The organism is Stenotrophomonas sp. STEN020 (assembly GCF_056760195.1).
In genome coordinates, this window is record NZ_JBRREI010000008.1 from 36,974 (window position 1) to 53,793 (window position 16,820).

Genomic DNA, 16,820 nt, shown 5'->3' on the forward strand with positions numbered 1-16,820 from the left:
GAAAGCATTATTGACACGGGGTCGTTTATGAAAAATATTTTACTGATTGCACTTTTAGTGGCGGCCACGCCTGGGGTTTGGGCTGGGTCCAACACCTCTTCTTACAACTACTCACGCGATCAGGCTTTGACCGCCCGCAACATACAAGAGGGCGTGGTGGTGATGGTTCGCAGCGTTCAAATTGACAACCGATCCAAGCTCAACGCTGGTACGGCCATTGGCGCTGCGATTGGTGCGGCTGCGGCCCAAAGTATTGATCACCGCGATACCCGGCGTGTTGCGCGGATTGTTGGCACCACCGCAGGTGGGGCGGTTGGATCTGCGGCCCAACGGGGGATGAGCGGTCGGCGTGGAGTGGAAATATTCGTGCGCACCACCGACAACCGGGGACGCAGCGAGGTCATATCCGTTGTCCAGGACGATGACATGCATGTACAGCAGGGGCAGCGGGTGTTGTTGACCGGCAAGGGCCGTGATATCCGGGTCGTCCCCATTACAGGATATGGGCACTAATCCGCTCGTGGTGCAAATGTCTTATGAAATCCTCAAAAAAGCTTGCATTGCGAATTTGCGATGATGTACATTTGCCCTACGCCAAGGGCACGCGCCATTGGTGACTTCTTACTAAAGGAAATGCGCAATGGCGACTTTGTCGGAACTCGAAAAGCAGATCGCGGAATCTGAGAAGGCCACTCAGAAGCTGAGGGATCAGATGAAGGTGGAACGGACCAAGGAAGCCACCAACGTTTTCAATGAGATCATCAAGCTTCTCGACGGCTTCTCCGGCTATCTGAGTGATGAGCAGAAGAGCTTGGTTGGCGCATACGTTTTGCCGCCGCCCGCACCGGGCGCGAAGCGTGGCCGCAAGCCCAACGGCAGCGGCGCAGCCAAGGGGCCGCGCGATACCACGCCGAATGCACGTCTGGCCGGTGGTGAGAAGACCGAATTCCGTTACAGTGGAAAGGGCCGCAAGCCGAAGCTTCTTGAGGAGTTTGAAAATTCGGCAGAGGGCAAGAAATTGCTTGCCGACGGTAAGCCGCTGTACGTTGCACTGTAATTAAATTTAGCGACACGCCCCCGAGAAATCGGGGGCTTTTTTTTTAAGGTGAATTCCAATGGGCTCGCATTTTAACAAAGAGCAAGTGGAGCTCTACAGGATTCTGTTTGGCAAGCGCGTGTCGGATGCACCGACCGATCAATACGCCTCTGAAAAGTCCAAGCTCTCGTTGGCTCTGATGCGTAAAGATCAGCAAGGCGCTCTGCCGTATGTCACAAGCGGCTACACCTTCGATGCCTTGATCCAGTCTATTAGCTGCGGTGAAACTCTGTTCCGCCTGCTTTTGCGTCAGTACAAGCAGGATGGGAGCACCCCCGAGCGTGACGCGTTGCTCTTGATTGAAGCAATCAATCAGAACAATCTGGTTGTGTTTGAACTCATCTTGACCTTTGCCGAGCTCACCGATCACGTTGTGGACTACGGTTTGAGGGTTGGCGAACTGCCGATCTTCTTGGCGATTGAGGAGCGCTCGTACATTCCAGGGCGAACCTTTGACGGTGGCTTCAACGCTTTGGAGATCCTCATTGGGCGTCCACTGAATTATCTCGAAAAAATTGAAGCCGTTATTTCCGAGTGCATTTCCATGGGGCAGGGTGTGGGTTCCTATGCGTCGTGCCCAAACACGGTCGCGGTGATGGAGCGGCTGTTCAAGCGCTGTGGTGCCAGTGACGACCTGCTGACCAATCTGACTTTGGCTTGTGCACGCGACAGGGCCGTCACCACACACGTCAAAGCAATCCAAAACAAAGACCCCACCGTGTTTGACCGAACATATTCGTCGCAGGTGGCGGTGCTTATGGCAAAGCATGGAGTCCGCCCACGAAAGCCACAGATAAAAGCGTGTTGTAGGTCCTTGGAGACGGCTATCCGTCGCCACCATGATGATAGAGACTTGGCCACAGATGCTCTGTATTGGATGGGTCTTTCCATTAAGGAGTATCGTGTTAAGTCGTTTTTCAATCCGCTTAATGTCGCAATCAGGCACAGCCATTATGATTTCGTTGCGCGTTGGCTTGATCAAGATGGCCCGTTGCAAATTGGTCGTGATGATCACGCACTGTTCGTTGCTTCGAAAAGCGTCAACTTCAGGGCGTTGGAGCTCATTGTCGATCATTCGGAGGATGTCAACATTCAAGACATGCGCGGCGACACGCCGCTGCATCATGTGATGGCCGATGCAATATCGACATGCGTTTTGGACGGCGTTGAGATTTTGGTGAATGCCGGAGCTAATCCTATGGCAGTAAATGATGATGGAATAAGTCCGGAGTCCATCTCTTTTAAATGTAGCAATCCAGACACAAAGGCCGCGATTCAAGTGGTGTTGGCGAGCAAGCAAAAATCAACTCTTAAAGACCAGTTGGCGGACATCCTCAAAAACAAGAATGATGACCCCCCGCCCAAGCGGAAAGTTGGATTGTAAACAACGGCCCTGCTCACGCGGGGCTTTTTTGTGGGTGTTGACAAAATCAATTTATTTGTTTTATTGGATATGCACAGCACAGGAGTTATCCAATGTACAAACAAATCATGAAATGCGCCGCCACCTACACTCTGTTTTTGGGACTGCCTTTTTTCCTCTATTCGTACCTTCCGCTGGCCCAAGAGAAGGTCGAGATGATTCAATCCGCTCTTCACGATATACGTGAGCGGGCCCACTGATGTTCACGTGGTCCGACATGACGGGAATGCTGGTTTTGCTGAGTTTGTCAGCATGCTATTTCGTCGGCACAGCATTGGTGCACGGATTGCAACGCAGATGGATCGGAAGTGTGATCAACCTTCTGAGCACAGCCGTGCCCCTGTACTGCATGTTTGGACTGACCCGCGTCTGTTTGGGCTGTTGCTATGACAGCGCGTATGTGTTCATTGGAATTGCGGCCATAAAGATTGTGCTGGCCTTTTCCTTAGGGGCGGGTTTGCAAGTGGTCCAGTTGATCGGCAATCAGTGGCTGACACTTGTAGCAATGTCTGCGGCCACAGGTATTTTCATGGTGGGCACAGGATACGCGCTGCTCGAACTTTTCAATCGATTTTAGGAGGTTGTATGGCTAAAAGACGAATGCACAGTGTTGACGCGTTGATGGCGGCAACTGTGACAGCAAGCGACACGGCGCAACTCATTGACTACATCAAGCACGCCTGTCCCCATCGACTTGAGTGCAGTGTGGCTAAAACTTTTGAACGCATGCTCATTCGCAATTCAAAGCACACGTTGGACACCTTACGTTTGATAGTCTCGTACAAAATCCGCTTGCCCCAGGATGCCATTTGGATGGCATGCAAAGAAGCGTTTCTGTCGGGCGAAGAGTCTTCGCAAGTGATGGAGGTGCTCAGCCATTTGCTCAAGGAAGGAATGCCAAAAAACGAAGTGATCAGCGCGTACACCACAGCACGCGCCGTGCAGTGTTGGAAAGTCGCCGCGTTGCTTGAAGCACATCTCAACCGCGAGGCTGAGCTGCAGGCGCGTAGGATCTACGCTCAGTTGGCGAGGAGTGACATCTCAAGCAAACAGCGCAGGATGTGAGGTGAAATAGCCCATAAATAAAGGCCGCAATGCGGCCTCTATTCGTTTTAAACTTTGCTCAGTAGACAACGGTGATGTCCAACGATCCGACGTACACGCCAGCTTGTGGCATCTTAGGCGCGCCTTGTGAAAAATCGTTGTTGAAGCCCAACTGGAATTGGTGGCTCGTGCTGGTTCCAGTGCCTATACCGGAAATGGCACCGCCGTTTGCGTCCGTACTGAACACTGTGGTGGTGCCCATGCCCGAGCCTTGGGTGACCTTGACGGGATAATCTTTGCCAGTGTTGTCGTCGGTCACTGTAATTTGGCCTGCTGCGTTCGTGTCAGCTTCCAATTTGTACGGCAACTGATCATTGCAGGTGACAAAGACAGCGCCGCCGATCTGTTTGCCTGATGAGGATAAAGAGACATCGATCACTGATCCTCCGTTAAAATTTCTGATCTCGCATTCGGCAGATACGTTGACCTGCACGGGGATTGATACTGAAGTGGCGGCATGGGCGGATCCGACGGCTAAAATTAAAGATGTGGCAATTGCTGCTGTTTTTAACATGAAAACTCCTAATGGTATGTTTAATGGAGCGGCCGGAAATGGCCGCTGAATTTATCATCGCAAAAAGTTTTTAGCTGTCAATGCCTTTGCAGTCAATTTTTACGATTTCGTATGGGTCTGAATTGGCTTGTATTTCCGCTGAGCATTCTGTTGTCCCCTGTGCGTAAATGTATTCACCTGGGATAGGGTTGCTCAGAACGAACACTCCATCACTGCCGACCGCAACCGGCGCGTTTTTATAAGTCAATGATTTTGGCGCATAGGGCGCGCCGTTCAACATCAGTTGGTATTGCCGGATTGTGTTGGCTTTTGTGGCAAACAGCACGTCCACACCGCCATTTCTCGGCGCGACGACGGTATTTTTTAAGCCATCCACTTCGATGGATTGGTCCAATGTCAGTGCGTCAATTGAAACGTCGTTTTCCATCAGGCTCGGCAAGTCGGCAACGATGGCCGTGCCGTTGCGGTTTGTCGTAACGCGCCGACCACCGGCCACCAGCTTGACGTTGGGTTGACCTGGCACGCGCACCACTGCCCACGACCCGTACGACATGCGGGTGGGAACGACTCCACCTTGCCCAATCCACAGACCACCGCGTGCACTAAGTTGGGTTTCCTTGTAGTCGCCGCTGGAAGCGCTCAACCCCAGTTCCACCGTGGAAAGCTGCGCGCGCCCGCTGGCGTATGTTGTGCGTCCCGAGCCAGTGTCGGTGTTGGACGCACCCCACGTGTACGGAACCCCAGCCAAAGTGCCTGATCCGTTGAGCTGGGCGTTGTAGGTGATCTCCGGCGCGGCACGTGCTGTGAGGTACCCCGTTGTGTTGCCATCAAAGCGGTGACGCCACCCCAACATGACCTCTTTGTCTCCGGTGGACTGCTCCACGCTCGCGAACAGGCTCAATTCATTTTTGGACGACAGCCGGTAGCGCGCGCGGGCGGCTATCAGTTGGCGCTCACGGCCGTTTGCGTAGCCAATATCGGTGTACGAAAGGCTGGCAGTGGCGCGCCCGTTGGTCACGCTTCCGCTGACCGAAGTGGCCTGAAGAGCGCGGACACTGGATCCTCGTATGTCGCCTTGCCACCAGTAGTCGTCCGACATCTGCGTATGACTGGCCGACACCGACCAGTAGCGGCTGCGCCTCTCGTACGCGACCGTGTAGCCGTTTCCCTGACCACCCTTGGCGAGGTCCAAGGTTACGGCCCCAAAGCGCCCCATGTTCCACATGTTGCCCAGGACAATATTGGAACGGCCCGCAGCGAACTGAGCGCTTGATGTCATCGTCCAACGATCCGTCAGGCCCCGTGCGTAGAACCCCGACACCGCCATGCGTCCGTAATCGTCGCCTGTGTTGTCGTTGCGCACCAATCCTGCCTGCAATTCCCATTCGTGCGCCCCTTGCCGCAGAGACGCGGGGAGAACGTACACACTGCGTGTGGTGAAGCTCTCGCGCCCGAATTCATCGCGAACCCTCAGCGACACATCGTTCAACCCATTGCGGTAAGGCATATTGGAAAATTGGTAGGGGCCTGGCTCCAACGGCGTTTTGTGTGAGCCGACATCGTTCAACAGGATCTCAGCGGTGGAGCGGGTGTCGGCCACGCCACCCAGGAGCGGAACGGGGTACAGCGGCGCACCGTGCAAAGCCGCGTCAGAGCCGACGCGAACACCAGCCAGATTGACCGTCCCACCCAACGCCGCGTTGCGGGGCGTGCTGAAGACATCACCCACTTGTACCACGGCGTGAATGTTGTACAGATCCTTTGTCCAAGTGGTGAGTGCGCGCGTGTGTTCTGAGCCGCTTGGCGTCGTGTTGTACTGTGCGGTGTAGAACAGCGAACCGCTGAACATATTGGATTGGAGCTGGTAGCCCAGCGACGCAAACGTATTGCCTTGGGTTTGCGCTGACGATATGTCGTATCCAAGCATCACGCCGCGCGCGCTACGGCTCACGTTGGTGTTCAAATATGTGTGCGACGCGAACGTCTGTTTAGGCAAAAACTTGGCTGGTACCGTAATGAAATAGGCTTGTTTGGCTTCATCAAAAGCAACCGTCGCGGACAATTGTGTGCTGTTGATTAGCCCGCTTCCCAAAGTCTTGGGAACAATCACCCCAAATTCTTCCCAACGCGAGCGTGGGAGCAACACTCCATCGTCTTGGAGAACAATCTCTTCCACAACACTGACCGCTCGGCCGTTTAAAGAGATGGCTGCAAGTGTGGTAGTGGGTTCTGAAGCGTGAGCGTAAGTTGGTGCGGTCAAACTTAAAGCCAACGCCACAGCCCATGCTGTAGCGTAGATTGTCATTTGTCGGTGATCTCAGTGATCTTGCCGTTGACGGTCGCACGTACGGCTTCGCGCGGCAGACCCAATTTAAAGGTGCGGGTTTCACCCGGCAGCACGTAATCCAACAAGCCTGGAACAACCTTGCCCCCCGCAGTGGGAGAGACAAGCTGAGCGGTCGCATTGCCGGTGTTGCTTACGGTCCAGCCGTTGCTGTCCCATCGCGCACTCAAACGCGGTTGCGCGCCTTCAGGACGCCAGATCCACGATAAGTCCTGATGCACGGGTGTTTGAACAGTCTTCAGTGCTGGATCAAGTTGCTGCGTCATCTTGACGCGGTACACCTGTTCGGCCGCACCAAGATCACGGCGCAGAAAACGTACGGCTTGCGATTTTCCCGGCTGCACCGTGACCAACGCCGGGGCGAAGCGAATTTTATCGCTTTGCGTACGAACTTGAGTGCCGCCGCTCACCGTGACTTCCAATGCACTAATGCGGTACGTCACTGCCGTGGTTCCTTCCGAGTTGTCAATGTTGAGGACACCGCTCTTTTCATTGCCGGTGTAAACAATGGCCGCTGGCGAGATGGAAACGGCGTGCGCACTGCCACACAAAAAGATGCAAAAGGCGATTGCAATACGTGATTTGAACATTGTATTTCCCCGATGAATTGATCACTTCATCAAAGCAAAATATATGATTTTGTCAATAGCGGGTTGGATTAAAAGCAATATCCCTCTCGCGGCCTTGGGTATTTAGTGCTTAGGACTATAAGCACCCTTGACAAGCGTCGGTTCTCTGCTTTGATGAAAACTCAGGAAAGGGGAAAATATGCGCAACAGATATTACAAATGGCTTGGGTGCAATGGCAACTACTATTGGTTCAATATTGGCGTGCACAAGTACTTGATAAAGGGTGGCATCAATATTCGCTACATGAGGATGGATTGCTGGTCGGGTGAGGCCTGCTTAATGACAAAGAAGGAATATTTGGTAACAAAGGGGCTCTAATGAAATCGCCTGAAAACATTATGGGGAAGTTGGTTCCTTATCCTGACCTCAAAGAAACGCGTGAATACAAGAATGCCCTAGAGGCTCTAGCTCAAGCTGAAGATGTGCCAGTAAGCCACGTGATGCGAGGATTTGTTTGGGATTTTATTGCCAGCCCCTCTTTTGATTGCGATGAATTCGCAGCTTTAAATGCAGCTCGGGCTCGCCCTGGGCGTTTGTGGGGCAGGGGAGAAGCCCGATCAGAGTACTTGAGTCGGGTGATGGACTCTGTTCCAACCAATTGTGCTTTTAAAGATTTGGCTGCGCAGTACAAGATCTCGTGCCCTGAATTATTGCGCTATATCATTCGAAAAAATCTGTGACTGCCCACATATCTGAATGCCCATCTATTGGGGATTTCTGTTGTTTTGGGTAATGTCCGTCGGACACCGCGCTTGAGGGCTTTGCCGCGCGCCACGGTCGCGCCCCTGCGGGCTCTAATCCCTTTCCCGTGACATTGACAGCGTCCGACAATCTGATTTAGTGGTGGTTTAAAGACCTGTGATCGGAGGATTTGTGAAAATAGAACGGATGAAAGGCTGTCGCTTGCCCTCAGTGTATGAGACGCAACACAACGCGGACGCCATTAAAGCGATTGCTGCACGAGAAGGTATGCATGTAACCACCTGGCTGCGAACGCAGTTGGATGCATTCATTGCAAAGCCGCATGTCGTTCAAAAAGAGTTCGAGCGATTGAACTGCGCGCGACATCCCACACGAAAAATCCGTTCGTCTCCTGAGTTGGAACAACGCACGTCGTTTGTGTGCAGTTTGAAAAACGATCCAATGTTCGTTGTTCAGTTCAAAGAATTGGCGTACGGTAATGGTGTGCAGCCGAGCGAACTGATGCGCTATATCGTGCGCAATGCTATGGGGTCTGAAGCATCGGTGGTGGGTGCGAAAGCACAAGCCAAAACGTCCATTCGTCTGCATGAGACGGAGCAGAACGTGAAGCTGATGAAGGCGTGGGGAAAGCAATGCAAATGCAATATGTCGTCGCTGGTGGGCGCAGTTGTTGCAGATTTCATCGCACATCCAGTGTTTGACCGCGACGAATTTGATGCCATGCAGTTGCGCTTTTATCTATTGGACAGCGACCGGGTCTTGTTCGGCGGTACGCCCCGATCCATGTACTTGTCTCAAGTGGCGTTTGCCAATCATCCCGTTGCGGCCATGCGTCAGTTGGCCCAAGACAACCATGTTCAATTGCACGAGATCTACAGTTACGTGATCCGCAAAGCGCTCGCAAATTCGGACTATATGAAAATAGTTATCAAGCGCTATGCCGGTGAGCTTGACAAAAGAAAATGATTTGATATCTGTTGAGTTGTCACCAGTTGGGGGAATTTATGTACTCATTCAGATATCTGCAAATCAAGTTCGGTGTTACACGCTTCGAGAACCACTCAGACGGTTCACTCATTGTGTATCTGAAAACTCCACTGCCTTCGGGCAAGTGGAGTGTTTTTTATGAAGGCGAGGGGGATTTAATCACCCCTGATTTGGTTAATTCACTGGTCGAGCCCTCCTATCTTCTGCGCGCTTTGGAGTTCATGAAGTGGTGGAATACGCCAGCCCATCTGAGCCAATATGTTGCGCCAGACCGTGCAGCGTATGAAGATAGCTTCAAGAACGCGTATCTGCTTATTGAAAATTATACGAAGCGATTGAAAGCTCATGGGTTGCGCTCAGCCAACGAGGATGAGTTGGCGGAATTGGCTGTGTTGATTGAAGGAGAGAAGGACCAGGAGCCGGTCATTCGGGATTTCGCACGGGATGAGATGGGTAAGCGGGACATGGCTCGAAGAAGCTACATGAGTGAGGACGTAGCCCTTGGTAAGGCGCTTTTCAGTAAATAGATCCAAGAGCAGTCGACGCTGAGTCGGCTGCGCTCGGGGGAATTACTGAATGTTTATCTAGCGGTACTTTGCATTTGTTATTACCAGAGACGAATCAGGCTCACTGCACGTCAGCGTAATCGCGCCGTCATTAGTCCAGATTTTCCCTAGCACCATAATTGGCGTGTCTACAACGATCTCTGCCGGGTAATTTTCTTTCACCGAACTGACTGACGATTTGACCTTTGCTGCGCAATCCCGAAATGCCATGCTTTGGCTTTGTGCGGAGGGGGCATGCTGCTCAGGATATCTGCCGACCGATATCATCCGCTTCAACTCAGCAGGCGTGTAAGTTTTGGTCGGTAAGGAAGGTTGGCGTGTAGAGGTCGGCGTTGACTGCGATCCACAGCCGACCAGAAGGACAGCAAACGACGCCAATGCTAAACGATATCCACTGAGCCAAAAGCCCTTTTTTTTGATCACGTTTCCTCTCCAAATCCACATCCATAAATAGAAGGACCCCGTGGGTCCGTCTCCCGTGTGCACCGTATGGCTGTTTGTGCACTTGTGGGCTCAATCTTAGAACGTCAGTGCCCGGCTAACAACCTCACACTTAATTCGGGCATCGATCAGCGACACTGGCGAGTTCTTGCGCGCCGTCCCTGCCACACTAACGACAAGCGCGGCCGTCACGACCGGAGCGCGCGTCAACATTTATAACGGGTCGCAAGCTGCGCTTATGATGGATTATGTGAATGCATTGGACGTATTGACAGTGAGCCAAAGTCTGCTTTGCTGAGTTCAGTTTACTCAACAAGGATGCCCCCCCCCATGAAAGACATCACGAACACCGCCCACGGCGACACCATAAATACAACTGTTCAGCGCGAAGCGACCGCTGAGGACGTTATGGCCGTGCTAAAGACTGGCACGCCCGATGACGTAAAAGCTTTCTTTGTTGGTCTGCCAATTGACCAGCAATACAGCTTGAGTGCCTCAACAAGCATCAACGACATTAGCAATATCAGGAGCACCGCCTTGGGCTTGGCGTCTAAAGATCCAGAGGTGTCCAGCGATAATATGCGCGTGCTTCTGGATCTCGGTGCGGAATTGAATCATGAAGTCTCGACATCAGGACTGTACGGCGAATCTGACTTTGATGCATCAACCAGTATTACTGAAGCGGCGTCATCGGCTGAAAAGGCGATGACGCTGGTGAAGGCTGGAGGAGACGCTACAGGAAAGGTTCGCGTCAACATGTGGAGATATGAAGGCGATACAACGGAGTTGGTTGAGCACATGGCTCAGACTGGAGTGAGCTTTTCATCGAAAGACCTTAACCAGACTTCCAACCCGTACACATTGAAAGCGCTCATAGCCCAGGGCGCGGATCCCAATGAAGATAGAAATGGATCGACACCGCTGGCGCATGGTAAAATCGTTTTAAAGAGTTCTCCGGAGTGCCTTGACATCCTGCTGGCGGCTGGGCTCGACACTGCTGTAAAAGATTCCGATGGCCGTACTGTCGCGGACCTTGCAGTTGCAAATTCCAATGTTGACTACTTGAAGTCACTGGTCCGTTTCGGCACCGACATGACAACTGGGGCGCACTTGGCACGGGCCGCCGCGCATATTATTGACGCGGAAGGCGTGTACGAAGAGCGCATCAATATCTTGCTAGATGCTGGGGCTGATCCTAACATTGAGTCCGAGAAGGAATATGGGATGTTCTCACAAACAAATGCGTTGGCGTTGGTGATAAATGCAAAGACGTGGATGCAGGATGTCGCTCGAAAGAAGGATGCTGTCTCGCGAGATATGGACTCTTCAGTTGCCCATGATCGAAAATGCTCGGTTGCTGAATCCCTAATTAAAAGTGGGGCTGACGTTGCGAGTCAGGATCAGTACGGAAACGGACCCTTGTACTATGCCGTCGCCAACTCTGCGCCTTTGGTTCAGCTGCTTTTGGACAGTGGTGCGGATCCTTCCGCTGCCAATAATCGTGGTAGGACACCCCTGGAGCGTGCTAAGGAGTATGAAAAAGACGATGTCGTGGCGCTTATGGAAAGGTCAACGATAATGAAATCGCTGGGTGAGTCGGGCGAATTGACGACTTCTGTTGAAAGGCCCACTCGACAACGAAAGATTTAAGCGTCGAAAAAAAAGGCCGGCGGAAACGCTGGCTTTTTGTCTATCAATCCTTTCGTAAATACAGACAAAAAAGCCCCGAAATCGGGGCTAAATTATTTTTGGATTGCCACTTTAGGTGTTGGAGGTCGGGATGGGTGGGGGTGTGGCCGAGGATGGTGGTTTGGGCTGACGGCGGCGGCGTACTGACTCAGGATTGGACCAGCTTGCACTTACATTGTCCACCAATTTGTAGGCCTTGTTTTGGCGCTCAATGTCCGAGTTAATTTTATCCTCCTCTTCTTTTTGCACCCTCACAAAGTCGTTGTCAAATTCGTTTTCGCCAGTAGGTCCTGCCCACTTGTTTTTGAGGAAATCCAGTGTGCGCATAATGGTTGCGCGGTCCACGACGATATCGGCCGCCAGATCGCGAAGAACTTCCCGTTTGTATTCGGAGCGGCGCAGCTTGCTTTGCAGCTCTTCAATGAGACGCGCTTGCTCTTGGATCGTCCGCACGTTCTCCATCGCGTTGCGGTGTTGAAGTTTGCTCAACCGTTCCTCTTGTTGGTCAAGCTTGATCTTTTTACGTTCGTTTGCGCCTTCAGCGCGCTGGGTTGCTTCCTTGATTAAATTGGACGTGTCCTGGCCGCTGCTGATGATTGTGCGGCCGGTGCTATCGAGCAAGTTCATATGCATGCTTCCCTGTGATTGTTCGCGAGCTTACAACAGCTTTGCGCGTGGTGTGTGAATAGTCTTTTTATCATCTCAACGCGCACTGTCAACTTCTTCATTCCTTTGCCCATAACGTGCCGTTGAAACAGGGAGTTCGTCGCCTTTGGATATTCACTTAGAGGTCCGTCAGCTCGACAGACTGGGCACCCTTGCACTTTAAAGTGCAAGGAAAGCTTGACAAGTGAGAAATGTTTGTTTAGCTCAATTCATTGTCATTTCGTTGAATATAAGGAGACCATATGAACCGATCACATCATCCAGAACTGCACGCCTATGACCCTGCCACTGACCCACTGCTGGAAGGGAGCATGGCCGTGGCTATTCTGGAGGCGCTGGACCAATACGCTCCCGACCTCTCTTTTATGCCGTTTTGGCGAAGTGATTGCGCGCCATTTGTTGCCGAGCTCAACAATGGTTTGAAGATCAACCTGTACGACGTAGCAGCCGTAGCCAAAACATTTAATGTATTTAGTGTAACTGTCGCTGAATTGGAAGGCTATGCCGCAATACGCGCCGCCATGCGTTCTAAGCAGGCTCTTTGCGCGGAGCTCGATAAAACACACGACGGAGTTCAGCGCGCAAAGCGCCGTATGTAATACGTCCAGTCAAAGAGCTTGACTCTTGGTCCAATTGAGAGCTAGATCGCTGTCAGGGGTTGACAGTGTTAAAAATACTGTTTTTTGAAATCATCTAATAAATGGAGGTAAAGCAATGAAGGTGTTCATTAACGCATTGATTGGGACCGGTTGGATCTGCTTTTATTCAGGCATTCTGGGCTTCCTGGGCGGCGGTGTACTCTGGGGAAGCATGGAGTTGGGCCCGCTGGCTGGGCTGCTCGGCTTTGTGATCTGCGGCGGAATCCCGTTCTTCTTCGGTATGCGCAGCATGATCCGCAGCATCGACAAGTATCAAAAGGAACAGCGGTGGCGTTCGAGCTACTAGAGGAAGTCTGTCAGCAAAAAACAGTGACTGTAATGTTGTCCCTGCGCCCCAGCCTCGCCGAATGTGAGGTGACGTTGTGCGCATAGTCTCTGGATCATTTCAACGAGATATTCTTGAGTACCACACCACGGAAGAGCGTGGTAATGAGTGCGCTGAAGTTATGGAGATGAAAGTCTATGAGCGCGAGCTTGAAGTGCAATGGTTTTCACCTCAATTGCGAAATAAGGCGACTTTTCTTGAGCTCCGCCAAGAGCGGTTCATTGTGGAGTACATCAACTTCTGGTTTGATGCCGACAACCCGTCAATGATTGCCTACGAACTTGAAGTGGCGTGCAAATGGGAGGCTTGGGATTACGCCCATGTTCTTCTACGTCAAGGTGCCATTGGCTCGCGAAAATGTTGGGACTGGCTGTATCGCGCCGGTGTAGGATTCACCGATCCGCTGTTCCAGACTGTTCTCAGCACGATGCCAAAACTCTCGCAGCCGGATCTCAACCATTTGCTTCACAGGGCAGCATGGCGAGATGACTTTCCTGGAGTCAGTGCGCTCGCCGCCCTAGGGGCTGATCTGGACAGCCGTCCTATCGCCGACTGTCCAGAAATGCCCTGTCAGTCCAAGGAAATGCGTGAGCATCTGGAAGCCATCGCTTCCAAGTTGCAGAAGCGAAAGATCCTGGAATCCATCAATGCCAGTTGCGGCAGGCCAATGCGTCGCCGAATGTAATTGGGAGCGTTCGTGCTCCGCACCTTGGGCTATTATGGAGTGAACGTATCCCATGGACGAACGAATTGAAGATGACCCCCGAACTAGCGCTTGACATCGTGCGGATCAGGCCGTTGATGGACAAGGCCAATCATCCTGGGGCCGATGCCAAAACGGTACGCTCAGCATTCGAGGCAGCTCAGGTGGTCGTGCGAACACACAACAAAGAGTTTGCGGACTACTTCGCCAGTCGCCTAGTTGCTTTAGTTCTCCAATACGACAAGGGAGAGTTCAAATTTTCCTTCCATGATGCTGGCGACGTTGCGCAAGCCTTTGAAATGACCACCATGCAGCAGGTTAATGACACCCGATCCAAGGCTGCTTCCATCGGAGTTGTAAATCTGCTGTTGAAGGATCTGAAATATCCATCTAGCTTTTCGTGCGAAAATTCGTATTTGACGGCAATGCTCATGATCGCGCATGCAATTCATGCGTATCGGATTTGGGTCTTCAATCAAGTGGTTGCCGAGCAGCAGCGCAAATCAAAGGTCAGCGTTTGGCCCTACGTTATTGCTGGTGTGTGCATCGTCGGCGCTGGCTTTTTCCTGTTGGGTGGATAGGCGATGTCGGCAGCAAAGTTCGTTGTATTCCCTTGCGTAGCGTGCTGGGCAACCCTCAACATCGGCTGTTGTCGAATCGTTGCATTCACTGGATAGCTCCAAGGGCTTCGTCAATCAGACGCTTGGTGCCAAGTCTAAGTATTTCATACGCGCCAAGGCGGTCTTGCTGTTCACGGAACAACTCAATCATGCGTTCCACTTCATCTCGTGTGTAGCTCTTGTACTTTTTGACGGCGTCCAGTTCCATGAAGTCGTCGCAGCGTAGATTGTCGATAACCGCAACCTCCATCGAAGATGCTACACCGCCGAATATGATCTCCACACTTCGCCGCGAATTGGGCTGGGTGCCAACATGTATCTGATAGTTGCGTAGCAAGCGCATGAAATGCAAGAGCGGACTGGAACTGTGTTGGATGCGGTACGCACACCCCGCATTCTTCAGTACTTCTTCGATCCCGGCAAATTCTGACAATGAGGCACGGATGTGCATTGCAACGTGCAGACCAGGTGGAACGCCGTCCCGAAGCCTAATGTCCTCTCCACCGGCCAAGAACAGCATGTACAGGCTTGATGTGGCGCGTTCGTAAAGATGGGGGACGCTCTTCAATTCATCGGGCGGCGGACGCCAAAATATATCGCCTTTAACGATGTCGGGGTAGTCGCTGAAATCCAGCTGCGTTTTCATGCGTCCATTGCCTCCACCACTCGGTTGGTGATGTCCACAACGCCGGGTTGGTCCAACACGGAACGCCGAAAAAGCAGCGTGTGCGAGTTGGTGTGCGCAGTGAAACGTCCCAACTGCTTGACCACGTCTAAGGGGACAAGTGCGGCGTACTGCACGACGAGGTTGCTGTCGTAGACCACAGCCGCCAGCTGGTCAAAAGGGTCGCCGCCAAGGTTGCGGATCGCACTCAACTGGGTGCTCTTGTTTGCGGCCGTCAATCGACGGCCCTTGACTTGGTAGCGGGTCCCGTCCTGGCCCACTGCGTCGTAGCCCGCCTGAGAGCCGACGGACAAGGTGGCGTTGAGTGCACGGGCTACCAAGGTCTCGGTGTAGTCCGCCACCGGATTGTTGGAGGCGCGCACCACGCCCCTTTGGCGCAGTGCTTCCATCACTGAGCAGTGGAGTTCCAGCAGCTACCTGTCGGTGAGTTCGTCTGTGTTGATAGGCACGCACGCATTCCTCAGCAGTTGTCCTTCGAGGGCGCTAACCCGCGAAGCCTCAGGCTCCGTGCCGCTATGTTAGTTGTTTCTATACGACTCTGTGTAAGCGTGCTCAAAGTGATGAGCGCAGGCTTGGCACTTATATTTTGCGCGCCAGTATTCCGTTGTTGTGGTCAGTCGGTCGCCCGTTGAGGTTGAGCGTGACTTGCGCCTTCTGTTCACGATACGCGAGCCAAGTTTTTCCAGCGCGCCCGCTTCCTTGCACTTTGGACACTGCTTTTTGATGTCTCGGCGATAGAAGCCCACCGCGCGAAAACCTACGCCCAAGGCAAGGAACGCGCCGATTGCGTAGGTGCTCCAGTGCGTGCTTTTATTTTGGGGTTGCCTGTTGTGGTCCATCGTCGTCGCAGTACTTTCATCCGCTGCAACGGGATCTGATATCAGGTCATCTTCACTGACGCCTTCGCCTGACGTGTTCAGATCATCTGAGGTCTCAGCAACGTACGAAGGTTCTGGTTGAGCCACTGGTTCCACCGGCTCAGCGGCAATCTGGATTGCACCTGGAAGCGCTGCGGCGATCTGCGCTTCATCCTCGTAGCCGCCTACAAGACGCAGCTCGATGACCCGTTCCCGATACACAGCCTCAAGACAACCTTCTGAGTCGCAACTGTTCCGGCGGCTGGCGATCCATTGACGTTGTTCTGCTCTGAGCAACGATCCATCGTCCATGACGCGTCCGCGTGCCATTGCGTAAGCATCGGCCAACGCTGAATCGAGTTGCGAAAGGACCTCGCTGCCGCACACCATTTCTTCGACAGGCGTCGATGCTTTCGCGCAGTCAAAACTTGCCGCGTTGGCAGTTGTGCCCATGGTCACCGTTGCAAAGACTGCAATGGTGTATTGGGCTATCTTGCGCTTGAAGCGCAACACGGGGGTCGATTCCATCCTGGATCACCTGATTGGGCCAGTCACGCTGGCAATGAGTTCAGGGCAGCGCGATGCTTCCCTTTAACGGAAACACTATCGGCCGCGTGGTCTCGAACTTGAGGATCCGCGCGTAACTCCTTCCGCTCCCACGCAGGGACGAATCAGCGTTGCAGTCGCTTAAGAGGACGACACGCAGCCCTGCTCTTTGATTAGGGGGTTGCCCACCCATTTGCGGGCTGCGACTTCGTATCAAAATACGGGTGTGGACTTACACCGCGCCTGCGCTAGACTCACCAAAA

22 protein-coding genes are annotated in these 16,820 nt (G+C 52.8%); 14 read left to right on the top strand and 8 right to left on the bottom strand.

Annotation, left to right across the window (positions count from 1 at the left end; genetic code table 11):
- Window positions 1-27: 27 nt before the first annotated feature.
- From ACVOLZ_RS05255 to ACVOLZ_RS05280, 6 genes are all read left to right on the top strand, one after another.
- On the top strand, window positions 28-513 hold the full coding sequence (locus ACVOLZ_RS05255; RefSeq protein WP_481515316.1) for an outer membrane lipoprotein: 486 nt from the start codon (window positions 28-30) through the stop codon (window positions 511-513).
- A 127-nt stretch (window positions 514-640) separates the two neighbouring features.
- A complete protein-coding gene (locus ACVOLZ_RS05260) occupies window positions 641-1,057 on the top strand; it encodes a hypothetical protein (RefSeq protein ID WP_481515317.1) in 417 nt (138 codons plus the stop codon).
- A gap of 58 nt (window positions 1,058-1,115) precedes the next feature.
- Complete coding sequence (locus ACVOLZ_RS05265; protein WP_481515318.1) at window positions 1,116-2,480, top strand: ankyrin repeat domain-containing protein; 1,365 nt, start codon at window positions 1,116-1,118, stop codon at window positions 2,478-2,480.
- A 92-nt stretch (window positions 2,481-2,572) separates the two neighbouring features.
- Window positions 2,573-2,719 (top strand): hypothetical protein, encoded by a 147-nt coding sequence (locus ACVOLZ_RS05270; protein WP_481515319.1) that lies wholly within the window; start codon window positions 2,573-2,575, stop codon window positions 2,717-2,719.
- Window positions 2,719-3,096, top strand: coding sequence for a hypothetical protein (locus tag ACVOLZ_RS05275; protein WP_481515320.1), 378 nt, complete (start codon window positions 2,719-2,721; stop codon window positions 3,094-3,096). The genes ACVOLZ_RS05270 and ACVOLZ_RS05275 overlap by 1 nt, the downstream gene beginning before the upstream one ends.
- An 8-nt stretch (window positions 3,097-3,104) precedes the next feature.
- Window positions 3,105-3,584 carry a hypothetical protein gene (locus ACVOLZ_RS05280; RefSeq protein ID WP_481515321.1) on the top strand — a complete coding sequence of 160 codons (480 nt, stop codon included), beginning with the start codon at window positions 3,105-3,107 and terminating at the stop codon, window positions 3,582-3,584.
- A 58-nt stretch (window positions 3,585-3,642) separates the two neighbouring features.
- Here the strand turns inward: ACVOLZ_RS05280 and ACVOLZ_RS05285 are convergent, their stop codons facing one another.
- The 3 genes from ACVOLZ_RS05285 to ACVOLZ_RS05295 all read right to left on the bottom strand — a co-directional run bounded on the left by ACVOLZ_RS05285 (window position 3,643) and on the right by ACVOLZ_RS05295 (window position 7,071).
- On the bottom strand, window positions 3,643-4,137 hold the full coding sequence (locus ACVOLZ_RS05285) for a hypothetical protein (protein ID WP_481515322.1): 495 nt from the start codon (window positions 4,135-4,137) through the stop codon (window positions 3,643-3,645).
- A gap of 70 nt (window positions 4,138-4,207) precedes the next feature.
- Window positions 4,208-6,442 carry a fimbria/pilus outer membrane usher protein gene (locus tag ACVOLZ_RS05290; RefSeq protein ID WP_481515323.1) on the bottom strand — a complete coding sequence of 745 codons (2,235 nt, stop codon included), beginning with the start codon at window positions 6,440-6,442 and terminating at the stop codon, window positions 4,208-4,210.
- Window positions 6,439-7,071, bottom strand: coding sequence for a fimbrial biogenesis chaperone (locus ACVOLZ_RS05295; protein WP_481515324.1), 633 nt, complete (start codon window positions 7,069-7,071; stop codon window positions 6,439-6,441). Before ACVOLZ_RS05295 ends, ACVOLZ_RS05290 begins: the two co-directional genes overlap by 4 nt.
- Window positions 7,072-7,428: 357 nt before the next feature.
- Here ACVOLZ_RS05295 and ACVOLZ_RS05300 point away from each other — a divergent pair, with 357 nt between their 5' ends.
- The 3 genes from ACVOLZ_RS05300 (at window position 7,429) to ACVOLZ_RS05310 (ending at window position 9,327) form a co-directional block, all read left to right on the top strand.
- The gene (locus tag ACVOLZ_RS05300; protein WP_481515325.1) at window positions 7,429-7,791 is read left to right on the top strand and encodes a hypothetical protein; all 363 of its coding nucleotides are present in this window, start codon (window positions 7,429-7,431) and stop codon (window positions 7,789-7,791) included.
- Window positions 7,792-7,984: 193 nt separating this feature from the next.
- Complete coding sequence (locus ACVOLZ_RS05305) at window positions 7,985-8,779, top strand: hypothetical protein (protein WP_481515326.1); 795 nt, start codon at window positions 7,985-7,987, stop codon at window positions 8,777-8,779.
- Window positions 8,780-8,817: 38 nt separating this feature from the next.
- On the top strand, window positions 8,818-9,327 hold the full coding sequence (locus ACVOLZ_RS05310) for a hypothetical protein (RefSeq protein WP_481515327.1): 510 nt from the start codon (window positions 8,818-8,820) through the stop codon (window positions 9,325-9,327).
- Between the two features lie 57 nt (window positions 9,328-9,384).
- Here the strand turns inward: ACVOLZ_RS05310 and ACVOLZ_RS05315 are convergent, their stop codons facing one another.
- Window positions 9,385-9,789 carry a hypothetical protein gene (locus tag ACVOLZ_RS05315; RefSeq protein ID WP_481515328.1) on the bottom strand — a complete coding sequence of 135 codons (405 nt, stop codon included), beginning with the start codon at window positions 9,787-9,789 and terminating at the stop codon, window positions 9,385-9,387.
- A gap of 348 nt (window positions 9,790-10,137) precedes the next feature.
- Between ACVOLZ_RS05315 and ACVOLZ_RS05320 the strand changes: the two genes are divergently transcribed.
- On the top strand, window positions 10,138-11,457 hold the full coding sequence (locus ACVOLZ_RS05320) for an ankyrin repeat domain-containing protein (RefSeq protein WP_481515329.1): 1,320 nt from the start codon (window positions 10,138-10,140) through the stop codon (window positions 11,455-11,457).
- Window positions 11,458-11,568: 111 nt separating this feature from the next.
- On the opposite strand, the gene ACVOLZ_RS05325 is transcribed toward ACVOLZ_RS05320, so the two are convergent.
- Window positions 11,569-12,123: a hypothetical protein gene (locus ACVOLZ_RS05325; protein WP_481515330.1), complete on the bottom strand. Its 555-nt coding sequence runs from the start codon at window positions 12,121-12,123 to the stop codon at window positions 11,569-11,571.
- 281 nt (window positions 12,124-12,404) lie between these two features.
- Here ACVOLZ_RS05325 and ACVOLZ_RS05330 point away from each other — a divergent pair, with 281 nt between their 5' ends.
- From ACVOLZ_RS05330 to ACVOLZ_RS05345, 4 genes are all read left to right on the top strand, one after another.
- On the top strand, window positions 12,405-12,761 hold the full coding sequence (locus ACVOLZ_RS05330; protein WP_481515331.1) for a hypothetical protein: 357 nt from the start codon (window positions 12,405-12,407) through the stop codon (window positions 12,759-12,761).
- 115 nt (window positions 12,762-12,876) lie between these two features.
- Window positions 12,877-13,107, top strand: a complete 231-nt coding sequence (locus tag ACVOLZ_RS05335) for a hypothetical protein (RefSeq protein WP_481515332.1) — start codon at window positions 12,877-12,879, stop codon at window positions 13,105-13,107.
- A 166-nt stretch (window positions 13,108-13,273) separates the two neighbouring features.
- The gene (locus tag ACVOLZ_RS05340) at window positions 13,274-13,831 is read left to right on the top strand and encodes a hypothetical protein (RefSeq protein ID WP_481515333.1); all 558 of its coding nucleotides are present in this window, start codon (window positions 13,274-13,276) and stop codon (window positions 13,829-13,831) included.
- Window positions 13,832-13,902: 71 nt separating this feature from the next.
- Window positions 13,903-14,430, top strand: a complete 528-nt coding sequence (locus ACVOLZ_RS05345; protein ID WP_481515334.1) for a hypothetical protein — start codon at window positions 13,903-13,905, stop codon at window positions 14,428-14,430.
- 85 nt (window positions 14,431-14,515) lie between these two features.
- On the opposite strand, the gene ACVOLZ_RS05350 is transcribed toward ACVOLZ_RS05345, so the two are convergent.
- From ACVOLZ_RS05350 to ACVOLZ_RS05360, 3 genes are all read right to left on the bottom strand, one after another.
- Window positions 14,516-15,115, bottom strand: a complete 600-nt coding sequence (locus ACVOLZ_RS05350; protein ID WP_481515335.1) for a hypothetical protein — start codon at window positions 15,113-15,115, stop codon at window positions 14,516-14,518.
- Window positions 15,112-15,543, bottom strand: coding sequence for a hypothetical protein (locus tag ACVOLZ_RS05355; protein WP_481515336.1), 432 nt, complete (start codon window positions 15,541-15,543; stop codon window positions 15,112-15,114). Before ACVOLZ_RS05355 ends, ACVOLZ_RS05350 begins: the two co-directional genes overlap by 4 nt.
- A 129-nt stretch (window positions 15,544-15,672) precedes the next feature.
- Complete coding sequence (locus ACVOLZ_RS05360) at window positions 15,673-16,539, bottom strand: lysozyme inhibitor LprI family protein (RefSeq protein ID WP_481515337.1); 867 nt, start codon at window positions 16,537-16,539, stop codon at window positions 15,673-15,675.
- Window positions 16,540-16,820: the final 281 nt, after the last annotated feature.